This window comes from Roseateles sp. GW821-FHT09G09, assembly GCF_059415965.1.
On record NZ_JBWKOG010000005.1, the window covers coordinates 525,414 to 542,032 of the forward strand.

The window sequence follows — 16,619 nt, forward strand, 5'->3', positions numbered from 1 at the left end:
ACGTCGCGAGGCGGGGAGATCCCCCGGCCCCGCGGGGCCCGTGTTCGATCAGGAGTCCGATCAGAACGAGTAACCCAGCGACAGCGTGTACACCACCGGACGGAAGTTGATGTCCGTGTGCAGCTCTTCCACACCGTCCTTGGTCGTCGTGTACGAGCGCATCTTGCTGCGCACGTCCGCGTAGGCGACCGTCGCGTTCAGCGACCACTGCTTCGTGTAGGCCACGGTGAAGCCCGCGTGGGCGGCGGCGCCCCACGAGTTCTCCAGCGTGATGCGGGTCGGGCCGCCGCTGATCGCGTCGCCGGTGGGCGTGCTGCGCTTCTTCTCGAAGTAGGTGTAGTTCACGCCCACGCCGACGAAGGGATGGACCTTCGGGATCCATTCGCCGAGGTGGTAGTTCACGAACACCGTCGGCGGCATCTGGCGCACGACCGCGATCTGGCCGGCGTTGGCGAGCACGCCATTGCCGTAGATCTTGTGCGACGGCGGGACGCCCAGCGCGATCTCGCCACTCCAGCGCGGCAGGAAGCGGTAGGTGTAGCCGAAGCCCGTGGTGGTCGCGTCACCGACGCGGATCTGCGCGCCCGGCGCCGGGAATTGGCGGCTTCCGCCTTCCAGCGGACCGGCCTTGCTGTTCACGTCGATGTGCGCGAGCCCGAGGTAGACCGAGTGCGTGCCGACCGCCGGCTCTTCGGCCCGGGCGGCGCCCGCCAGTGCCATCAGCGAAGCGGCCAGGATGAGGGTGATGTTCTTCTTCATGAATGATGTCTCCGTGCTGGTCGTCGGCGATTACGGCTGAGCAGCCAGGACCGATTGGAAGAAGCCGCGTGCCAGCGCATTGCAGAACGGCGGGACCAGGGTGCCGTGATAGGCGCCCTGCACCGCTGCCGCACCGGCCGCACCGCCGCCCGCCGCGGCGGACGTGGCCGCCTTGGCCTGCGCGAAGCCGCCCGCGATCGTGGCCGCCGTCACCTGGCCGGCCCAGGCCATCGAGGCCGCGCTTTCCAGGTTGGACGCCGGGTACAGCTTGTTGCGCGACGCGAAGTCGGCCTGCGCCTGCAGCGTGTTGGTGAAGAACACGGTCGGGTCGCCCGAGCCGCCGCACAGCGCGACCGGCGCCTTCGGCGTCCAGCCCAGCAGCGTGTTGGTCTGCAGCGCCTTGCGGAAGTTCGAGGTCGGATACGCCGTCTTGAACGCGGGGTTCAGCAGGCCGCCCGTGCCGAACAGGTTGGTGAACGTCGGGTCGTTCGGCAGCTTGCCTTCCTGGATCAGCGTGGTGATCGACTTCTTCGACGGGAACAGCGTTTCCGCGGTCGCCGCGAACTGGGCCGCGTACACGTCGGTCGGCGCCGCGTAGATGTTGCCGTAGGCCTTCTGGTAGCTGGTCAGCATCAGCGGCAGGAACAGCGTCGCGCCGGCGTTGACCGGGCCGGTGTTGACGATCTGGTCGCTGAAGCCCACCAGGTTGTACGGGCCGGACATCGGCGCGGCGGCGGTGACGGGGAACTCGGTCGCGTAGTCGCGCTCCATCACCTTCTGCGTCGCCATCGCCACGTGGCCGCCTTGCGAGTAGCCGGCCAGCAGCAGCTTGGCCGACGGCTTCACCGCGCTCTCGGCGGCCAGGTGGGTCCGGGCGGCGCGCATCGCGTCGACCATCTCGATCGCCGACTGCTCGGCGTTCAGGTAGGTCGTGTACTGCAGGCCCGAACGGTCGTAGCCGAGGTAGTTCGGCGCCACGACAATGAAGCCCTGGGCGGCGTAGAACGCCGCGACCAGCGAGCCTTCGGCGTTGTTCTGGATGTCGGCGATGTTGTAGGCCTGGTCCGTCGTCGTGCCGTGGGCATAGAGCACCACCGGGCGGTTGCCCGTGCAGGCGGCGCCGGTGCCGGCCGGCACCAGCACGGCGGCGGAGGCGGTGGCCGGCAGGCCCTGGGGATCACGCGTCCAGTAGTAGACGTAGCGCACGTCCACGTCGCAGGCGGCCTTGCCGCTGATCGCCTGCACGCCCTTCGCCGCGGTGCCCGCGTCGATCTGGGCGGCGGTCGCCGCGCCGGCCTTCAGGCCCAGTTCCAGGGTGCCGCGCGCCGGCGGGGGATCGTCGCTCGACGCATCGCTGCCGCCGCCGCAGGCGCTCAGCATGGCCACGGCAGCCAGAGTCAGGCTGGCCAGTTTGAATTGGCTGTTCATTCGGACTTCTCCAGGGGTTGTCTCCGTCGTCTGCACCGTCCCGGCGATCGCGGTCGGCACTAAATCGAACGGTCGTTCGTTTTTCTCAGGGATCACTTTAAGCGCACGTCCGGCGGCGCTTACAAAAGGAAAACCCTGACACGCCACAGCATGCCAGGGTCGGGGGGACGACGGACGCACAACCTGACCCCATCGAGGCGCGGTTGCAACACTTCTGTCATCCGGGTGCGCGCGATGCGCGCGCGAAGGTCGGCCTCAGAACGGGTTGTTGCTGGCCCGGTTGACGGCCTGGGAGGCCATGTTGGTGTGCATCACCGGTCCGACTAACTGGTCGCTGGCCCACATGTGGGAGGTGGAGGTGGCGTTGGCCACCAGCGTCTTGTCGGTGCAGACCGGCGGCAGCGAGCTCGCCAGGCAGGCGGCGTCCGTCGAGTTGGAGGCCGAATAGATCGTCGGATAACGGCTCATCGTGCCCATCAGCTCATCGGTCAGGATGAGGCCGATGTAGTGGCCGTCGTTGCGGATCTTCAGGCGCATGCCGGCGTTGAAGCGGCGCGACAGCTCGGTGAGCAGCGCGGCGCGGTCGGTGTCGGCGTGGACCGACTTCTCGCGGATCGCGAACGGCGACAGGCCCATGTCCTGCACGGTGGACAGGATGATGCGGCCGTTGGCGTCGACGATGCGGTTGACCTGCGCGGCGAGCGCCTCGCCGCGCGCCTGCGCGGCGTTGCCCAGCGTGCCGGCGTCCTGCGCCGGGTACTGCGCGTACAGCTCGAGCACGTCGTTGGCGCCGACCAGGATGGTGACCAGGTCCTTCGGGTTGAAACCGTCCAGCGCGAACTGGCGGTCGATCTGCGCGGCGACGTCGGCGGTCTTGGCGCCGAGGGCGGCGTACATGCGCGCGGTCGGCGTGGCCAGCTTGTCCGGGTTGCATTCGCCGAACACGAGGCCGAAGTGGCCCGCGAGCTGCTGCGTCCACACCTGGTTCAAGGTGCAGGTCACGGCGCCGCTGGTCGCGTCGGTCCCGTTGACCGTGTACTTGGTGCCGTCGGTGCGGATGGCGCTGGTTTCATCGCCGAAGGCGATGAGGCGCGTCGGACGGAAGGGGTCGATCTGCTCGCCGCCGCCGCCGCAGGCGGCCAGCATCGCGGTCGCACCCAGCAGCACGGCCAGGTGGCGCTTCACACTCTTCATGAACTCTCCAAATCTCGAAAACTCAGCGGGGCGCGAAGGCCGCCGCCGCGCGGGACAAGCGGTCCCGCACCCCATCCCAGGCGGCCTCTTGCGGAGGCGCCTCGATCCAGATCTCCGTCGCGCCGGCCGCGTCCAGCTCGCGCAGGACGGCAAACAGCTGACGCGCCGCCGCGCGCGCCTGGGCCGGCATGGCCCGGTGCAGCGCCGGGGCGCCCGTCCCGTCGAAGGACGAGCGGGAATATACCGCCAGCCCCGCCGGAGGGTTGTCCGCCAGCGCGGCGCGCAAGGCTTCCAGGTCCATCAGGCGGACCGTCGCGCGCGGTGCGTAATGCGCAGCCAGTGTGCCCGAGGCGCGTGGCGCCTGGGCGTCGGGCGCGTGTAAAGCGAGGCCGGCCGCGGCTTCCAGCTGTTCCGGGGTCAGCACGCCGGGCCGCAGCAGCACCAGGCCGCCGCGGCTGACGTCGACGATCGTCGATTCGATGCCGACGTCGCAGGGGCCGCCGTCCAGCACCGTCAGACCGGGGTCGAACTCGTCGGCGACGTGTGCGGCGGTGGTCGGGCTGACACGGCCGAAGCGGTTTGCGCTCGGCGCGGCCAGGCCCTCGACGCCGAGGGCGCGGCACTCGGCCATCAGCGCGCGGAAGACCGGATGCGACGGGCAGCGCAGTCCCACCGTGTCCTGCCCGCCGGCGGCCGCGGCGGCGATGCCGGGCACGCGCCGGACGATCAGCGTCAGCGGGCCGGGCCAGAAGGCCTCGATCAGCCGGTGGGCGACCGGCGACAGGTCTTGCCCGAACACGCGGGCGCCCTGCTCGTCGAGCACGTGCACGATCAGCGGATGGTCGCTCGGACGGCCCTTGGCGGCGAAGATCTTCGCGACGGCCTCGTCCTGGTCGGCGCGCGCCGCCAGGCCGTAGACGGTCTCCGTCGGCACGCCCGCGAGTTCACCCGCGGCGAGGACGCGCGCCGTGGCACGCACCGCCTCGGGCGATTGGCCGTCGAGCACCTGGAAGCCGGACCCCGTCACCCCGCCGTCCCCCGTCGTCACCACGTGTCGGGCAGGCCGAGGAGCGCGCAGGCGCGACGGGCGCTGGCGCGGGCGTCCTCGGCGGTCGCGCCGATCACGTTCAGGTGGCCCATCTTGCGGCCGTGGCGCGCCTGCGCCTTGCCGTACAGGTGCAGCTCGGCGCCGGGCAGCGCCAGCACGCCGGACCAGTCGGGCGCGCGTTCCTGGCCGTTCGCGTCGAACCACAGATCGCCCAGCAGGTTCAGCATCACCACCGGCGAATGCAGGCGCGGCTCGCGCAGCGGCAGGCCGGTCATCGCGCGGACCTGCATCTCGAACTGCGAGACGTCGCAGGCGTTCATCGTGTAGTGGCCCGAGTTGTGCGGGCGCGGCGCCATCTCGTTGACGACCAGGCGGCCGTCCTTCAGCACGAAGAACTCCACGCACAGCACGCCGACGTAGCCCATGCCGGTCGCGATCGCGGCGGCGGAACGGCGCGCCTGCGCCTGCAGCGCCTCGTCGACATCGGGCGCGGGCACCTCGGTGACCGCGAGGATGCCGTCGCGGTGCAGGTTCTGCTGGACCGGGAAGGTCACGACCTCGCCATCGGCGCCGCGCACGACCAGCACGCTCAGTTCCAGCGCCAGCGGCAGCATCTGCTCGAGCACGCAGTCGACGCGGCCGAGTTCATCGAAGGCGGCGGCGAGCTGCGCCCGGTCGGCGACCCGGCGCTGGCCCTTGCCGTCGTAGCCGAGGCGCGCGGTCTTGAGGATGCCGGGGAGCAGCGACGCGGGCACGGCGGCCAGATCGGCGTCTGAATCGGCATCGGCGCCACCCCGCAGCACGGCATACGGCGCGCAGGGCACGCCGCTGGCGTCGAAGTGGGCCTTCTCGCGGGCGCGGTCCTGGCAGATCCCGACGGCCGACGCGCCGGGCGCGACGACGCGCGCCCGTGCCAGATGCTCCAGCGCGCGGGCGGGCACGTTCTCGAATTCGGTGGTGATCGCCTCGCAGCGGCGCGCGAGGTCGTCGAGCGCCGCCGGGTCCAGGTAATCGGCCTTCAGGTGCTCGTGGGCCACGGCGCCGGCGGGACTGGCCGCGTCCGGGTCCAGCACCACGCAGCGGTAGCCCAGCGCCTGGGCGGCGTGGACGAACATGCGGCCGAGCTGGCCGCCTCCCAGCACGCCCAGCGTCGCTTCACCCGGCAGCAGCGGCATCAGCGCAGCTCCTCGGTCATCGCGGTGGCGGCGGCCGTCTGGCGCTTGCGGAAGGCGTCCAGCTGGTCGCGCAAGGCCGGGTTGTCGCGGGCCAGCACGGCCACGGCGAACAGGGCGGCGTTGCCCGCGCCCGCGTTGCCGATGGCGAAGGTCGCCACGGGGATGCCCTTGGGCATCTGCACGATCGAGTGCAGCGAATCCACGCCCTGCAGGTGGCGGCTGGCGACCGGCACGCCGAGCACCGGCACCAGGGTCTTGGCGGCCAGCATGCCCGGCAGGTGGGCGGCGCCGCCGGCGCCGGCGATGATCGCCCGCAGGCCGCGGCCTTCGGCCTGTTCGGCATAGGCGAACATCTCGTCGGGCATGCGGTGGGCGGAAACGACCCGCGCCTCGAACGGCACGCCGAACTCGGTGAGAATGTCGGCGGCGTGCTTCATGGTCTCCCAGTCACTGCTGGAGCCCATGACCACGCCGATGACGGGGGCGATGTCGGGAGTGGTGGCGCTGCTCACGGGTCGGTCCTCGATCTGTCAAATCGTGAAACCTTGAATTGTAGGCGGGCAGCCTCAGGTGCCGTTCTTGCCGTTCCTGGCGTTCGACTCCCGTCCGGCCGACGGGGCCCGCCCGCCGCCCGCCTGCTTCCGTCCTTGCTCCCACCATGACCGACATCACCCTCCAAAACTTCGAAGCGGACCTCCTGCAGGCCTCCATGCAGCAGCCGGTGCTGCTCGACATCTGGGCGCCGTGGTGCGGCCCCTGCCGCACGCTGGGTCCGATGCTGGAGAAGCTGGAGGTGGCGTATGCGGGTCGCTGGAAGCTGACCAAGCTCAACAGCGACGACCAGCCGGAGATCGCGACGCAGCTGAGCCAGGCCTTCGGCGTGCGGTCGATCCCGTTCTGCGTGATGTTCGTCGGCGGACAGCCGGTGGACGGATTCGTCGGCGCGATCCCCGAGGCGCAGATCCGCGAGTTCCTCGACCGTCACGTGCCCACGGGCGAGGCGCTGGAGGCCGAGGAGGACCTGGCCGAGGCGCAGGCCCTGCTCGAGGAAGGCGACGCCGACGGCGCGCTGGAGAAGCTGCAGGCGGCGGTGCAGGCCGACCCGAACAACGAGGTGGCGCGTTTCGACTTGATCCGCGCGCTGCTGGAGGACGACCAGCTGGCGCACGCCAAGGCGGCGTTCGCGCCGGTGGCGCACCAGGCGGCGGACACGATCACGCCGCATCCGAGATTCCAGGCCCTGGCCGCCTGGATCGCCGCGGCGGATCGTGCCGAGCAAGGCCTGGATCCGGCCGCGCTGCAATCGGCGATCGCGAACAACAAGCGGGACTTCGACGCGCGCTTCGCGCTGGCGCAGGGGCTCTTCGCCGGCCGGGATTTCACCGGCGCGATGGAAGAACTCCTGGAGATCATCATGCGTGACAAGACCTGGAACGACCAGCTGGCGCGCAAGACCTATGTCTCGATCCTCGAGATCATGACCAAGCCGGCGCAACCCGCGCATGGCCACGGCGCCGCGGGAGCGCCCCAGGCGGGCGGCCTGCAGCTGTCGGGCCACAACACCGTGGCCCCTTCCGACCCGCTGGTCGACCAGTACCGCCGCAAGCTCAGCATGGCGCTGTTCTGATCAGAACACCACCTGCGCCACCCCGGCGCGGGTCAGCCGATCCAGCTCTTGCGGATCGGCCTCGTCGTCGGTGACCAGCACGTCGATATGGGCGCAATCGCAGACCTGCATCCGGCTGCCCTGCCCGAGCTTGCTGGCATCGGCGAGCAGCACCCGCTGCCTCGCCCTTGCCAGCATCGCCTGCGCGACGGCGACTTCCGCCCACAGGTAGCTTGACGCGCCCTGCCGCGCATCGAGCGCGGTTGGCGAGATCAGCGCGATGTCCACGCGATGCCGCGCGATCTCCGCGACGGTGAACTCGCCGAAGGTCCCCGACGTCTCGGGGACGTACGCGCCACCGAGCATCAGCAGCTCGTGCCCCTGCCGCCCGGCCATCGCATCGCACACGGCCACCGAATTCGTGATCACCCGCAGCGCCTGCGCCTGGGCCAAGGCCTGCGCCAACGCATGCGTCGTCGATCCCGCGTCGATGAACAGGCTCATCCCCGGCTTCACCAGCGCCATCGCCTGCCGAGCGATCGCCTGCTTCTGCCGCCGGCGCGACTGCGCCCGCTCGGCATAGCTGGCCTCGGCCGGCACCTCCGACTGCACCGCGCCGCCGTGCACGCGGGCGAGCTTGCCGCCCTGCTCCAGCTCGATCAGGTCGCGTCGCACCGTCTCGCGCGACACCCCGAGCTCGCGTGCGGCCTCGTCCGTCGTGAGGCGGTGCCGCTCTCGCAGCAGCAAGAGGATCTTGTCGTGTCGTTCCTGGGACCACATGGATCGCTTGTTCTCCCTGCATGGACCTCGCATTCACCCAGATCCACGCAGCGCCTTCATGACAGTTTGAGGATTTTTCTGTGATGTTGTGGATAGCCAGCAGCCGCCGCGCGACGGGCTGTGGTTTTTCGTGTTTGTCGTTGTCTTGTCGTGGACGGTTGTGACAGTGCGGGCCATTCCCAACGCACCCGGTCCCCACCATGAAGCACCCGATGCCCACCGCCCTGGTCCTGGCCCTCAGCCTAGCCTACGTTGTCCCCGCCGCCGCGCAGTCCGTCGACGCGCCGAAGTCCGCCGACACGAGCGCCGCCGCGTCGTCGTCCGAGCGCTCCGAGCTCGAGCGCGTGACCGTCTCCGTCGGTCGCGGCCAGCTGCGCTCCGTGCAGAGCCTGAGCCAGACCGAGTTCGACAACGCCCTGGCCGGCAGCAGCCCGCTGGCGACCGTGGCCCGCCTGCCGGGCGTGAACTTCCAGTCCGCCGACGGCCTGGGCAACTACGAGTGGTCGACCCGCTTCACCGTGCGCGGCTTCTCGCAGAACCAGCTCGGCTTCACGCTCGACGACGTGCCGCTGGGCGACATGTCCTACGGCAACTTCAACGGCCTGCACATCAGCCGCGCGATCTCGAGCGAGAACGTCGGCCGCGCCTCGCTGTCGCAAGGCGCCGGCGCGCTGGAAGCGGCCTCGTCCAGCAACCTGGGCGGCACGCTGCAGTTCTATTCGAGCGATCCGCTGGACAAGTTCGGCTTCCGCGCCTCGCAGACCATCGGCAGCGACTCCGCCGCCCGCACCTTCGTGCGCGTGGACAGCGGCCGCACGGTGGTGGGCGACTTCTACCTCAGCTACACCAACCAGGACGCCGACAAGTGGAAGGGCGACGGCAAGCAGAAGCAGGAACAGTGGAACCTGAAGTGGACCAAGGCCATCGGTGACAGCCGCCTGTCGGCCTTCATCAACACTTCGCGCCGCAAGGAAGTGGACTACCAGGATCTGTCGCTGGACCTCATCAAGCGCAAGGGCGACACGCTCGACAACTTCTACCCGGACTTCGCCGCCGCGGTGAAGGCCTCCAACACGCTGTGCGGCAACAACGGCAGCACCTACGTGGCCGCCTGCGACGACCAGTACTACGCCGGTGCCGGCCTGCGCAACGACGAGCTGTACGGCGTCTCCGCCGACCTGCGCCTGGCGCAGAACATCACCTGGAAGACCACCGCCTACTACCACCACAACAAGGGCATGGGCCTGTGGTTCACGCCGTACCAGGCCTCGCCGGACGGCACGCCGATCTCGGTGCGCACGACCGAGTACGGCATCAAGCGCGGCGGCGTGGTCTCCAACGCCGAGTTCGACCTCGGCGACCACCTGATCAAGGCCGGCGTCTGGTTCGAGGACAACGACTTCGACCAGGCTCGCCGCTTCTACGCCGCCTCGGCCGCCACCAGCGTCTACCAGTTCCCGAGCAACCCGTTCCTGACGCAGTGGCAGTACGCGTTCAACACGAAGACCTCGCAGTTCTCGCTGTCCGACACCTGGTCGGTCGCCAAGGACCTGACCGTCGGCGCCGGCTTCAAGGCGCTGAAGGTCAAGATCGATGGCCAGCTCCAGGCGGGCACCGGCATGCCGTCGGGCTCGATCAGCGCGGAGAAGGGTTTCCTGCCGCAGCTGGGCATCAACTATCGCCTGTCGGCCAACAACGAGCTCTACGGCACGCTGGCGCGCAACATGCGCGCCTACCAGGGCGCGGCGACCGGCACCTCGCCGTTCGCGACGACCACCGCCGGTTTCGACGCGATCAAGGGCAGCCTCAAGCCCGAGACCTCCGACACCGTCGAGGCCGGCTGGCGCACCAGCGGCCGCGGCTATGAAGGCTCGGTCAGCGCCTACCTCGTCAACTTCGAGGATCGCCTGCTGAGCGTGCAGCAGGGCTCCGGCATCCAGGGCAACCCGGTCGTGCTGTCCAACGTCGGCGACGTGCGCGCCACCGGCGTGGAAGCGGCGCTGTCCTTCCGCCTGGCCTCGGCGCTCACCTGGTACAACAGCGTCAGCCTGTCCAAGTCGACCTACCGCGACGACGTCGTCAGCGGCACCACGACGATCGCGATCCGCGGCAAGCGCGTGGCCGACGCACCGGACACCATGGTCAAGTCGCAGCTGGGCTACGACGACGGCGCGCTGTTCGGCACCATCGGCGTGGACTACATGTCCAAGCGCTACTACTCGTACACCAACGACGCCTCGGTCCCGGACCGCACGCTGGTGAACCTCAGCGCCGGCTACAAGCTGAAGAACGTCTCGATGCTGCGCGAGCTGAGCCTGCAGGGCAGCGTGACCAACCTGTTCGACAAGCACTACATCTCGACGATCGGCTCGAACGGCTTCACCAACAGCGACCCCACGGGCACCTACGCCACGCTGCTGCCGGGCGCGCCCCGTCAGTTCTTCGTGACGCTGACCGGGAAGTTCTGAGGCCATGGCCGGGGACGTCGATGCCGTGAAGGGCGCTCCGCTTGCGGGCGCCCGGTTGACACGCCGTCAGTTGCTGGCGGGTTCGCTGACGGCGCCGATCGCGGTACCGTTGGTGGGCTGCGCCACGACGGAACCGGCGGCCCCGACTGTCGATCTGAACACGAAGGTCGATGCGGAGACGCCCCGGCGCTTCCGCGTCGCCTTCGGTTCCTGCGCGAAGCAATCCAAGCCGCAGCCGATCTGGCGCGCGATCGGGGCAGCGAAGCCGGACCTGTTCGTCTTCCTCGGCGACAACCTGTACGCGGACGCCCGCGACGAAGCGACGCTGCGCCAGCGCTACGCCGAGTTCATGGCGGTCGAACCGCTGCAGGCGTTCCGGCGCTCGACGCGCCACGTCGCGATCTGGGACGACCACGATTTTGGCGACGACGACGAAGGCGCGGACTACCCGCTCAAGCAGCTCTCGCAGCAGCTGTTCTGCGATGCGTGGAACGAGTCGGCCGACTCGCCGCGCCGGCGCGCGGACGGGATCTATCAGAGCTACCTCTTCGAAGCCCTCGGCAAGCGCATCCAGGTGATCCTGCCGGACCTGCGCTTCAACCGCACGATGCTGACGGCGGATCCGTCGCTGAAGTCGAGCTACGCGGCGATGGTGCTGCGGGCCAAGCTCAGCGGACAGCCGATGACCGGCTGGTACGTGCCCGATGCGCGGCCCGAGGCCACGCTGCTGGGCGAGGCGCAGTGGACGTGGCTCGAGGCGCAGCTGCGCGTGCCGGCGGATGTGCGCCTGATCGGCTCCAGCGTGCAGTTCGCGGCCGACGGCAGCGGCTGGGAGGGTTGGGCCAACTTCCCGCGGGAACGCGACCGGCTGATCGAGCTGATCCGCACGACACGCGCGGAAGGCGTCGTCTTCCTCAGCGGCGACATGCACTACGCGGAGCTCTCCAGCGTGGACGTCGCCGGCGGCTACCCGCTGTGGGACGCGACCTCCAGCGGTCTGACCGAGGTCTGGGACATTCCCACGCCCAACCGCAACCGGCGCTCGGCGGTGATGGCGGAATTGAACTTCGGCGTGCTCGATGTCGAGCCTGTCACCGAAGGGGAGGATGATCTTCGCCTGCGCTTCGCGCTGTGCGACGTGAATGGAAAGGCCAAGGTGACGAAGGAACTGACGCTGTCGGGCCTGCGCTTCCCGGCCAAGGAGAAGACCGCATGACCTTGTCCCGACGCAGCCTGCTGCGGACCCTGCCCGCTTCGCTGCCGGCCCTGGTGCCCGCCGCCCTGCCCACCTTCCTGCCCGCCTCGTTCGGGCTTTTTGCGTTTGGCGCCCACGCGCAGGGCGGCCAGCCGGCGTCGATCGCGCTGGACGCGTTGATGACCGCCGCGCGCAAGGAGGGCCGCGTGAGCAGCCTGGGCATGCCCGACGATTGGGCCAACTGGCGCGCGACCTGGGCCGATCTGCAGCGGCTCTACGGCCTGGCGCATGTCGACACCGACATGAGCAGCGCCGAGGAGATCGCCAAGATCGAGGCCGAGAAATCCAATGCGAGCGCGGACCTCGGCGACGTCGGCTTCGAGTTCGGCGCGATCGCGAAGGCGCGCGGCATCACGCAGCCGTACAAGCCGACGACCTGGGCGCAGGTGCCGGACTGGGCGAAGGATGCCGACGGTCACTGGGCGCTCGCGTACACCGGCACGATCGCGTTCGCGGTCAACCGCAAGCGGCTCCCGGACGTGCCGCGCAGCTGGCAGGCGCTGTTCGCGTCCAAGGCGCGCGTGATGATCGGCGAGGTCGGCCGCGCAGCGCAGTCCAACGCGGCGGTGCTGGCGGCGGCGGTGGCGCTCGGCGGCGACGAGACGATGCTGCAGCCGGCGCTGGCGGCCTTCGCGCGGATCGCCAAGGACAAGCGGCTGATCGGCACCAACGCGACGCCCGCGCTGATGGAGCGCGCCGAGGCCGACGTGTTCCTGCTGTGGGATTTCAACGCCCTCTCCTACCGCGCGAAGCTGCCCAACGCGGCGGACTACGAGGTGCTGATCCCGTCCGACGGCTCGATCACCAGCGGCTACACAACCCTCCTCAACCGCTGGGCGCCGCATCCCAACGCGGCGATGCTGGCGAGGGAATACATCTTCAGCGACGCCGGTCAGATGAACCTCGCGCGCGGCCACGCGCGGCCGATCCGGATCGCGCAGCTGCCGCTGCCGGCCGACCTGAAGGCGCTGCTGGTGCCCGAGGCGCAGTATGCGAAGGCGCGCGCGCTGAAGCCGGCCGTGTGGACCGAAGAGGTCAAGAAACTCCCTCGCGCGTGGCAGCGCGAGGTGCTGGGAGCCGCGCGATGACCCCGAGCACCGGACCTCTGCCGCCTCCGTTCCCCGGCGCGTCGACGAGCGCCGGAACGCCTTCGGCCGCGGATGCGGATGCGGCTGCGGCCACATCGATCTCCAGCGCCCCGCCGGCTTCCCTGCCGGCCTCCTCGTCGTCGATCGATGCCGCCGCCGAGGCAGCGGCCGCGATTGCTCAGGCGGCGGATCCCGCGCGCAAGCTCGTCGTGCTGCTGGCCGACGGCCTGCGCGCCGACACCGCGCGCGACTACATGGGCTACCTGCAGGCGCTCAACGACGCGGGCCGCGCGCAGTGGCGTTCGCTGCGCTGCGAGCTGCCAAGCCTGTCGCGCCCGCTGTACGCGACGGTGATCAACGGCGAGCCGCCGTTGACGCACGGCATCCTCGGCAACGGCCAGGCCGGACAGGCGCTCTCGCACCACCTGTTCCAGCAGTTGGACGCGCAAGGCGTGCCGGCCGCGGTCGCCGCCTATCACTGGTTCTACGAGTTGCTGGCCGGCGAGGTCTTCGACCCGCTGCGCCATCGCGACGCGGTGCCGGCGGGCTGCGGGATCCAGGCCGCACGCTGGTACTGGGAGGACGACTACCCCGACAGCCACCTGCTCGCCGATGCCGAGGCGCTGCGTCGCGCGCACCTGCCGCTGCAGGGGCCGTCGCTGCTCTTCATCCATCCGATGGGACCGGACCTCGCCGGTCACCTGCACGGCGGTGAATCGACCCCGTACGCGATGAGCGCGCGCAAGCTCGACATGCTGCTCGCGCAGCTGCTGCCGCGCTGGCACGCCGACGGCTTCGACCTGCTGCTGACCAGCGACCACGGCATGAACGCGGACCGCATGCACGGCGGTCCGCTGCCGGTGGAGCGCGAGGTCCCGCTGGTCTGGGTGCCACATGACGGCGCGGTGGGCCTGGCGATGCCGGAACGGCAGACGGACATCGCGGCCTGGATCCTGGAGCGACTGGGCATCGCCGCGGCGTCCGGAGGCGCGCGCGCATGAGCCTGACTGCGCGGACCGCCACGCGGCTCGCCGGCCCGCTGCTCCTGCTGACGGCCGCCGCCCTGCTGCTGCCCTTTGGCTGGCGCGCCGTCGCCCTGCTGGGCGACTGCATCGGCCAGGCCGGCGGCTGCGCCGTCGGCGAGTTGACCGCCGACACCTATTACCTCGAAGCGGCCTGGAACACGCTGTGGCTGGGCACGCTGTCGGCGCTGATCGGCCTGGCCCTCGGACTCGGCGCGGCGATCGCGCTGCTGCGCGTCCCTCGCCTCGAATCCCCGGTGACGCTGCTCGCGAGCCTGGGCGCCAATTTCTCGGGTGTGCCGCTCGCGGTGGCGCTGCTGCTGCTCTTCGGCGCACAGGGCGTCGTGACCGCGACGATGCAGGCCGCGGGGCTTGCGCCGTGGATCGACCTGCAAGGCCTCGACGGCCTGCTGCTGGCCTACGTCTGCTTCCAGGCGCCGCTGGCGACGCTGCTGCTCATCGCGCCGGTGAAGATGCTGGACGGCGCGCTCCAGGACGCGGCAGCCACGCTTGGCGCCGGGCCGGTGCTGTATTGGCGCCGGGTCGGGCTGCCGCTGCTGCTGCCCAGTCTGGTGGAAATCTTCGGCCTGCTCTTCGCCAACGCGGCCGCCGCGTTCGCCACGCCGTTCGCGCTGAGCGGCACGGCCGCCCACGTGCTCGCAGTGCGCATCGCCTCGCTCGTGAGCGGCGACATCTTCGCGCAGCCCGAGCTGTCGGCGCTGCTGGCGCTGGTGCTGTTCGTGATGCTCGCGGTGGTGCTCGCCCTCACGCGATGGCTGGCGGCGCGGCTCAGGCAGGGACGTGCATGAGCGCCGCGTCGACCTCCACCGCGAACCGCCCGGTGATCTCGGCGCTCGCACTGGCGGCGCTGCTGGTCGTGGTGCTCCTGCCGATGACGGCCTTGCTGGTCTACGGCCTCACCGGACGGTGGGATCGTCACTGGTGGCCGGAGGACCCGACGCTGCGCTGGATCGTCGATGCCGTCGTCGATCCGCGCGTGCAAGGCGCGGTGCTGCGCACGACGCTGCTCGCCTTGGCGAGCGCGACCCTGGCGCTGGTCTGCGGCGCGCTGGCGACGATTCCCGCGGCCCTCGCGGTGCAGCTCGACGACGGCCCGGCCGCGCGTCGGCTGCAGCGCACGCTGGACCTCATTGCGCTGCTGCCCTTCGCGATCGCGCCGGTGGTGATCGCGATCAGCGCGCTGGAGCTGTTCGTCGGCCGCTGGGGCGGCTGGCTGCCGCTCCCGCTGGTCTACGTGGCGGTGGTCGCGCCGACGCTGTTCCCCCTCATCCACAAGACGCTGCAATCGGCGCTCGCGCAGTTGAACGCGGCCTCGTTGATCGAGGCTGGCCGCACGCTCGGCGCGAGCGATGGCCACACCGTGCGACGCGTGCTGCTGCCGATGCTGGCGCCGGCGCTGCTTGCCGCGTTCCTGCTCGCATGGGTCACGGCGGCGATGGAATTCGCGATCGCGAACCTGCTGCTGGGCGGCCAGCTGGAGCTGCTTCAGCCCTTGATGAACAGCCTGCGCAACGCCAACGGTCACCAGGCTGCGGCGCTGATGGTGCTGGCCTTCGTCGGTGTCGGCGCGATCGTCGCGGCGGTGGCAGCGCTCACCCGGCGCTGGACCACGGGCGCATCGCCCCAATGAGCGCGGATCAGACCATGACCCCGCGCGCCGGCCCCACCTCAACGATCTCCCTGCGATGACCTCGACCGCGCCTTCAACCGCCCCTTCGACTTCTCCCGACATCGACCTGACGGCGCAACTCGCGGTCCGCGGTGCCGAGCTGGCGCTGGGCGGGCGGCCGGTCCTGCGCGGCATCGACCTGACGCTGGCGCGCGGCGAGGTCGTCGCGCTGCTCGGCGCATCGGGCTGCGGCAAGACGACGCTGCTGCGATCGATCGCGGGACTGCAGCCGCTGGACCGGGGCACGATCGCGATGTCCGGCCAGCAGGTGCAGACGCTGCCGCCGCAGCGCCGCGACATCGGCATGGTGTTCCAGCACTACGCGCTGTTCCCCAACCTGTCGGTGCGCGAGAACATCCGCTTCGGTCCGCTCGCGCGGGGTGAGGAAGCGGCGCTCGCCGACACGCGGGCGGACGAGTTGCTCGACCTCATCGACCTGCGCGCGCTCGCGGACCGGCTGCCGCAGGCGCTGTCGGGCGGACAGCGGCAGCGCGTGGCTCTTGCGCGGGCGCTGGCGACGCGGCCGATGCTGCTGCTGATGGACGAGCCGTTCTCGGCGCTCGACGAGCACTTCCGCCTGCCCCTGCGGCGGCAGTTCCGGCGGCTGCAGCGCGAGCTCGGCCAGAGCTGCGTGATCGTCACGCACGACCGCGAGGAGGCCTTCGAGATCGCCGACCGCGTGGCGGTCATGTTCGACGGCGTGATCGCGCAATGCGCGTCGCCGCGCGAGCTGCGCCGCGCGCCGGCGAACCGGCGGGTGGCCGACTTCCTGGGGATCTTCAACCGGCTGGATGCGAAGACGCTGGACGGCGCCTGGCGCCGCGACGCCGGTCACTGGATCGCGCCGGTGGAGGCGCTGGTGCTGGCCGATGGACCGGCCGGTGCCGAGATGTCGCGTGAGGCGCTGCGATTCACCGCGACGCTGCGGGCGAGCTATCCGGGCCAGCAGCGGGTGGCCTGCGAGCTGGAGGGGCCGGGCGGTCAGACGCTGACGATGTGGCGTCGGCACGAGGACGCCGAGCTCGCGCCCGGCAGCGCCTTGCAGCTCGCGATCGCGGAGCCGGCGATGCGGTGGATCGAGGAGTAGCCTCGGCGTCGGGCGACGC

General features: G+C 70.5%; 15 protein-coding genes. 8 read left to right on the forward strand and 7 right to left on the reverse strand.

What is annotated here, in order from left to right; genetic code table 11:
* Positions 1-60 precede the first annotated feature (60 nt).
* The 6 genes from AC07O8_RS16430 to purE form a co-directional block, all read right to left on the reverse strand.
* Positions 61-759 (reverse strand): OmpW/AlkL family protein, encoded by a 699-nt coding sequence (locus AC07O8_RS16430; protein ID WP_495049046.1) that lies wholly within the window; start codon positions 757-759, stop codon positions 61-63.
* 30 nt (positions 760-789) lie between these two features.
* Entirely contained in the window at positions 790-2,187 is a 1,398-nt protein-coding gene (locus tag AC07O8_RS16435; protein ID WP_495049047.1) for an alpha/beta hydrolase family protein, read from the reverse strand.
* A 255-nt stretch (positions 2,188-2,442) separates the two neighbouring features.
* Complete coding sequence (locus AC07O8_RS16440) at positions 2,443-3,381, reverse strand: SGNH/GDSL hydrolase family protein (RefSeq protein WP_495049048.1); 939 nt, start codon at positions 3,379-3,381, stop codon at positions 2,443-2,445.
* 22 nt (positions 3,382-3,403) lie between these two features.
* Entirely contained in the window at positions 3,404-4,432 is a 1,029-nt protein-coding gene (locus AC07O8_RS16445) for an L-threonylcarbamoyladenylate synthase (RefSeq protein ID WP_495049049.1), read from the reverse strand.
* Positions 4,426-5,604, reverse strand: coding sequence for a 5-(carboxyamino)imidazole ribonucleotide synthase (locus AC07O8_RS16450; RefSeq protein ID WP_495049050.1), 1,179 nt, complete (start codon positions 5,602-5,604; stop codon positions 4,426-4,428). The genes AC07O8_RS16445 and AC07O8_RS16450 overlap by 7 nt, the downstream gene beginning before the upstream one ends.
* Entirely contained in the window at positions 5,604-6,068 is a 465-nt protein-coding gene (gene purE / locus AC07O8_RS16455; protein WP_495049109.1) for a 5-(carboxyamino)imidazole ribonucleotide mutase, read from the reverse strand. The genes AC07O8_RS16450 and purE overlap by 1 nt, the downstream gene beginning before the upstream one ends.
* Before the next feature lie 194 nt (positions 6,069-6,262).
* On the opposite strand from purE, the gene AC07O8_RS16460 reads away from it, so the two are divergent.
* Positions 6,263-7,231: a tetratricopeptide repeat protein gene (locus AC07O8_RS16460; protein ID WP_495049051.1), complete on the forward strand. Its 969-nt coding sequence runs from the start codon at positions 6,263-6,265 to the stop codon at positions 7,229-7,231.
* Here the strand turns inward: AC07O8_RS16460 and AC07O8_RS16465 are convergent, their stop codons facing one another.
* Positions 7,232-7,990, reverse strand: coding sequence for a DeoR/GlpR family DNA-binding transcription regulator (locus AC07O8_RS16465; protein WP_495049052.1), 759 nt, complete (start codon positions 7,988-7,990; stop codon positions 7,232-7,234). It lies immediately after the preceding gene.
* A gap of 212 nt (positions 7,991-8,202) precedes the next feature.
* Between AC07O8_RS16465 and AC07O8_RS16470 the strand changes: the two genes are divergently transcribed.
* Genes AC07O8_RS16470 through AC07O8_RS16500 form a run of 7 tightly spaced genes read left to right on the forward strand, consistent with a single transcriptional unit; the run spans position 8,203 to position 16,600 of the window.
* Positions 8,203-10,458 carry a TonB-dependent receptor gene (locus AC07O8_RS16470; protein WP_495049053.1) on the forward strand — a complete coding sequence of 752 codons (2,256 nt, stop codon included), beginning with the start codon at positions 8,203-8,205 and terminating at the stop codon, positions 10,456-10,458.
* 4 nt (positions 10,459-10,462) lie between these two features.
* On the forward strand, positions 10,463-11,674 hold the full coding sequence (locus AC07O8_RS16475; RefSeq protein ID WP_495049054.1) for an alkaline phosphatase D family protein: 1,212 nt from the start codon (positions 10,463-10,465) through the stop codon (positions 11,672-11,674).
* Positions 11,671-12,801 carry an ABC transporter substrate-binding protein gene (locus AC07O8_RS16480; protein ID WP_495049055.1) on the forward strand — a complete coding sequence of 377 codons (1,131 nt, stop codon included), beginning with the start codon at positions 11,671-11,673 and terminating at the stop codon, positions 12,799-12,801. The genes AC07O8_RS16475 and AC07O8_RS16480 overlap by 4 nt, the downstream gene beginning before the upstream one ends.
* Complete coding sequence (locus AC07O8_RS16485; RefSeq protein ID WP_495049056.1) at positions 12,798-13,802, forward strand: alkaline phosphatase family protein; 1,005 nt, start codon at positions 12,798-12,800, stop codon at positions 13,800-13,802. The genes AC07O8_RS16480 and AC07O8_RS16485 overlap by 4 nt, the downstream gene beginning before the upstream one ends.
* Positions 13,799-14,632 carry a hypothetical protein gene (locus AC07O8_RS16490; protein ID WP_495049057.1) on the forward strand — a complete coding sequence of 278 codons (834 nt, stop codon included), beginning with the start codon at positions 13,799-13,801 and terminating at the stop codon, positions 14,630-14,632. Before AC07O8_RS16485 ends, AC07O8_RS16490 begins: the two co-directional genes overlap by 4 nt.
* On the forward strand, positions 14,629-15,474 hold the full coding sequence (locus tag AC07O8_RS16495) for an ABC transporter permease subunit (protein WP_495049058.1): 846 nt from the start codon (positions 14,629-14,631) through the stop codon (positions 15,472-15,474). The genes AC07O8_RS16490 and AC07O8_RS16495 overlap by 4 nt, the downstream gene beginning before the upstream one ends.
* A gap of 55 nt (positions 15,475-15,529) precedes the next feature.
* Positions 15,530-16,600 carry an ABC transporter ATP-binding protein gene (locus tag AC07O8_RS16500; protein WP_495049059.1) on the forward strand — a complete coding sequence of 357 codons (1,071 nt, stop codon included), beginning with the start codon at positions 15,530-15,532 and terminating at the stop codon, positions 16,598-16,600.
* Positions 16,601-16,619: the final 19 nt, after the last annotated feature.

Coding starts and splice junctions, on each gene's coding strand:
- AC07O8_RS16430 (WP_495049046.1), bottom strand. CDS start 759: ATGAAGAAGAACATCACCCTCATCCTGGCCGCTTCGCTGATGGCACTG.
- AC07O8_RS16435 (WP_495049047.1), bottom strand. CDS start 2,187: ATGAACAGCCAATTCAAACTGGCCAGCCTGACTCTGGCTGCCGTGGCC.
- AC07O8_RS16440 (WP_495049048.1), bottom strand. CDS start 3,381: ATGAAGAGTGTGAAGCGCCACCTGGCCGTGCTGCTGGGTGCGACCGCG.
- AC07O8_RS16450 (WP_495049050.1), bottom strand. CDS start 5,604: ATGCCGCTGCTGCCGGGTGAAGCGACGCTGGGCGTGCTGGGAGGCGGC.
- purE (WP_495049109.1), bottom strand. CDS start 6,068: ATGGGCTCCAGCAGTGACTGGGAGACCATGAAGCACGCCGCCGACATT.
- AC07O8_RS16460 (WP_495049051.1), top strand. CDS start 6,263: ATGACCGACATCACCCTCCAAAACTTCGAAGCGGACCTCCTGCAGGCC.
- AC07O8_RS16465 (WP_495049052.1), bottom strand. CDS start 7,990: ATGTGGTCCCAGGAACGACACGACAAGATCCTCTTGCTGCTGCGAGAG.
- AC07O8_RS16470 (WP_495049053.1), top strand. CDS start 8,203: ATGCCCACCGCCCTGGTCCTGGCCCTCAGCCTAGCCTACGTTGTCCCC.
- AC07O8_RS16475 (WP_495049054.1), top strand. CDS start 10,463: ATGGCCGGGGACGTCGATGCCGTGAAGGGCGCTCCGCTTGCGGGCGCC.
- AC07O8_RS16480 (WP_495049055.1), top strand. CDS start 11,671: ATGACCTTGTCCCGACGCAGCCTGCTGCGGACCCTGCCCGCTTCGCTG.
- AC07O8_RS16485 (WP_495049056.1), top strand. CDS start 12,798: ATGACCCCGAGCACCGGACCTCTGCCGCCTCCGTTCCCCGGCGCGTCG.
- AC07O8_RS16490 (WP_495049057.1), top strand. CDS start 13,799: ATGAGCCTGACTGCGCGGACCGCCACGCGGCTCGCCGGCCCGCTGCTC.
- AC07O8_RS16495 (WP_495049058.1), top strand. CDS start 14,629: ATGAGCGCCGCGTCGACCTCCACCGCGAACCGCCCGGTGATCTCGGCG.
- AC07O8_RS16500 (WP_495049059.1), top strand. CDS start 15,530: ATGACCTCGACCGCGCCTTCAACCGCCCCTTCGACTTCTCCCGACATC.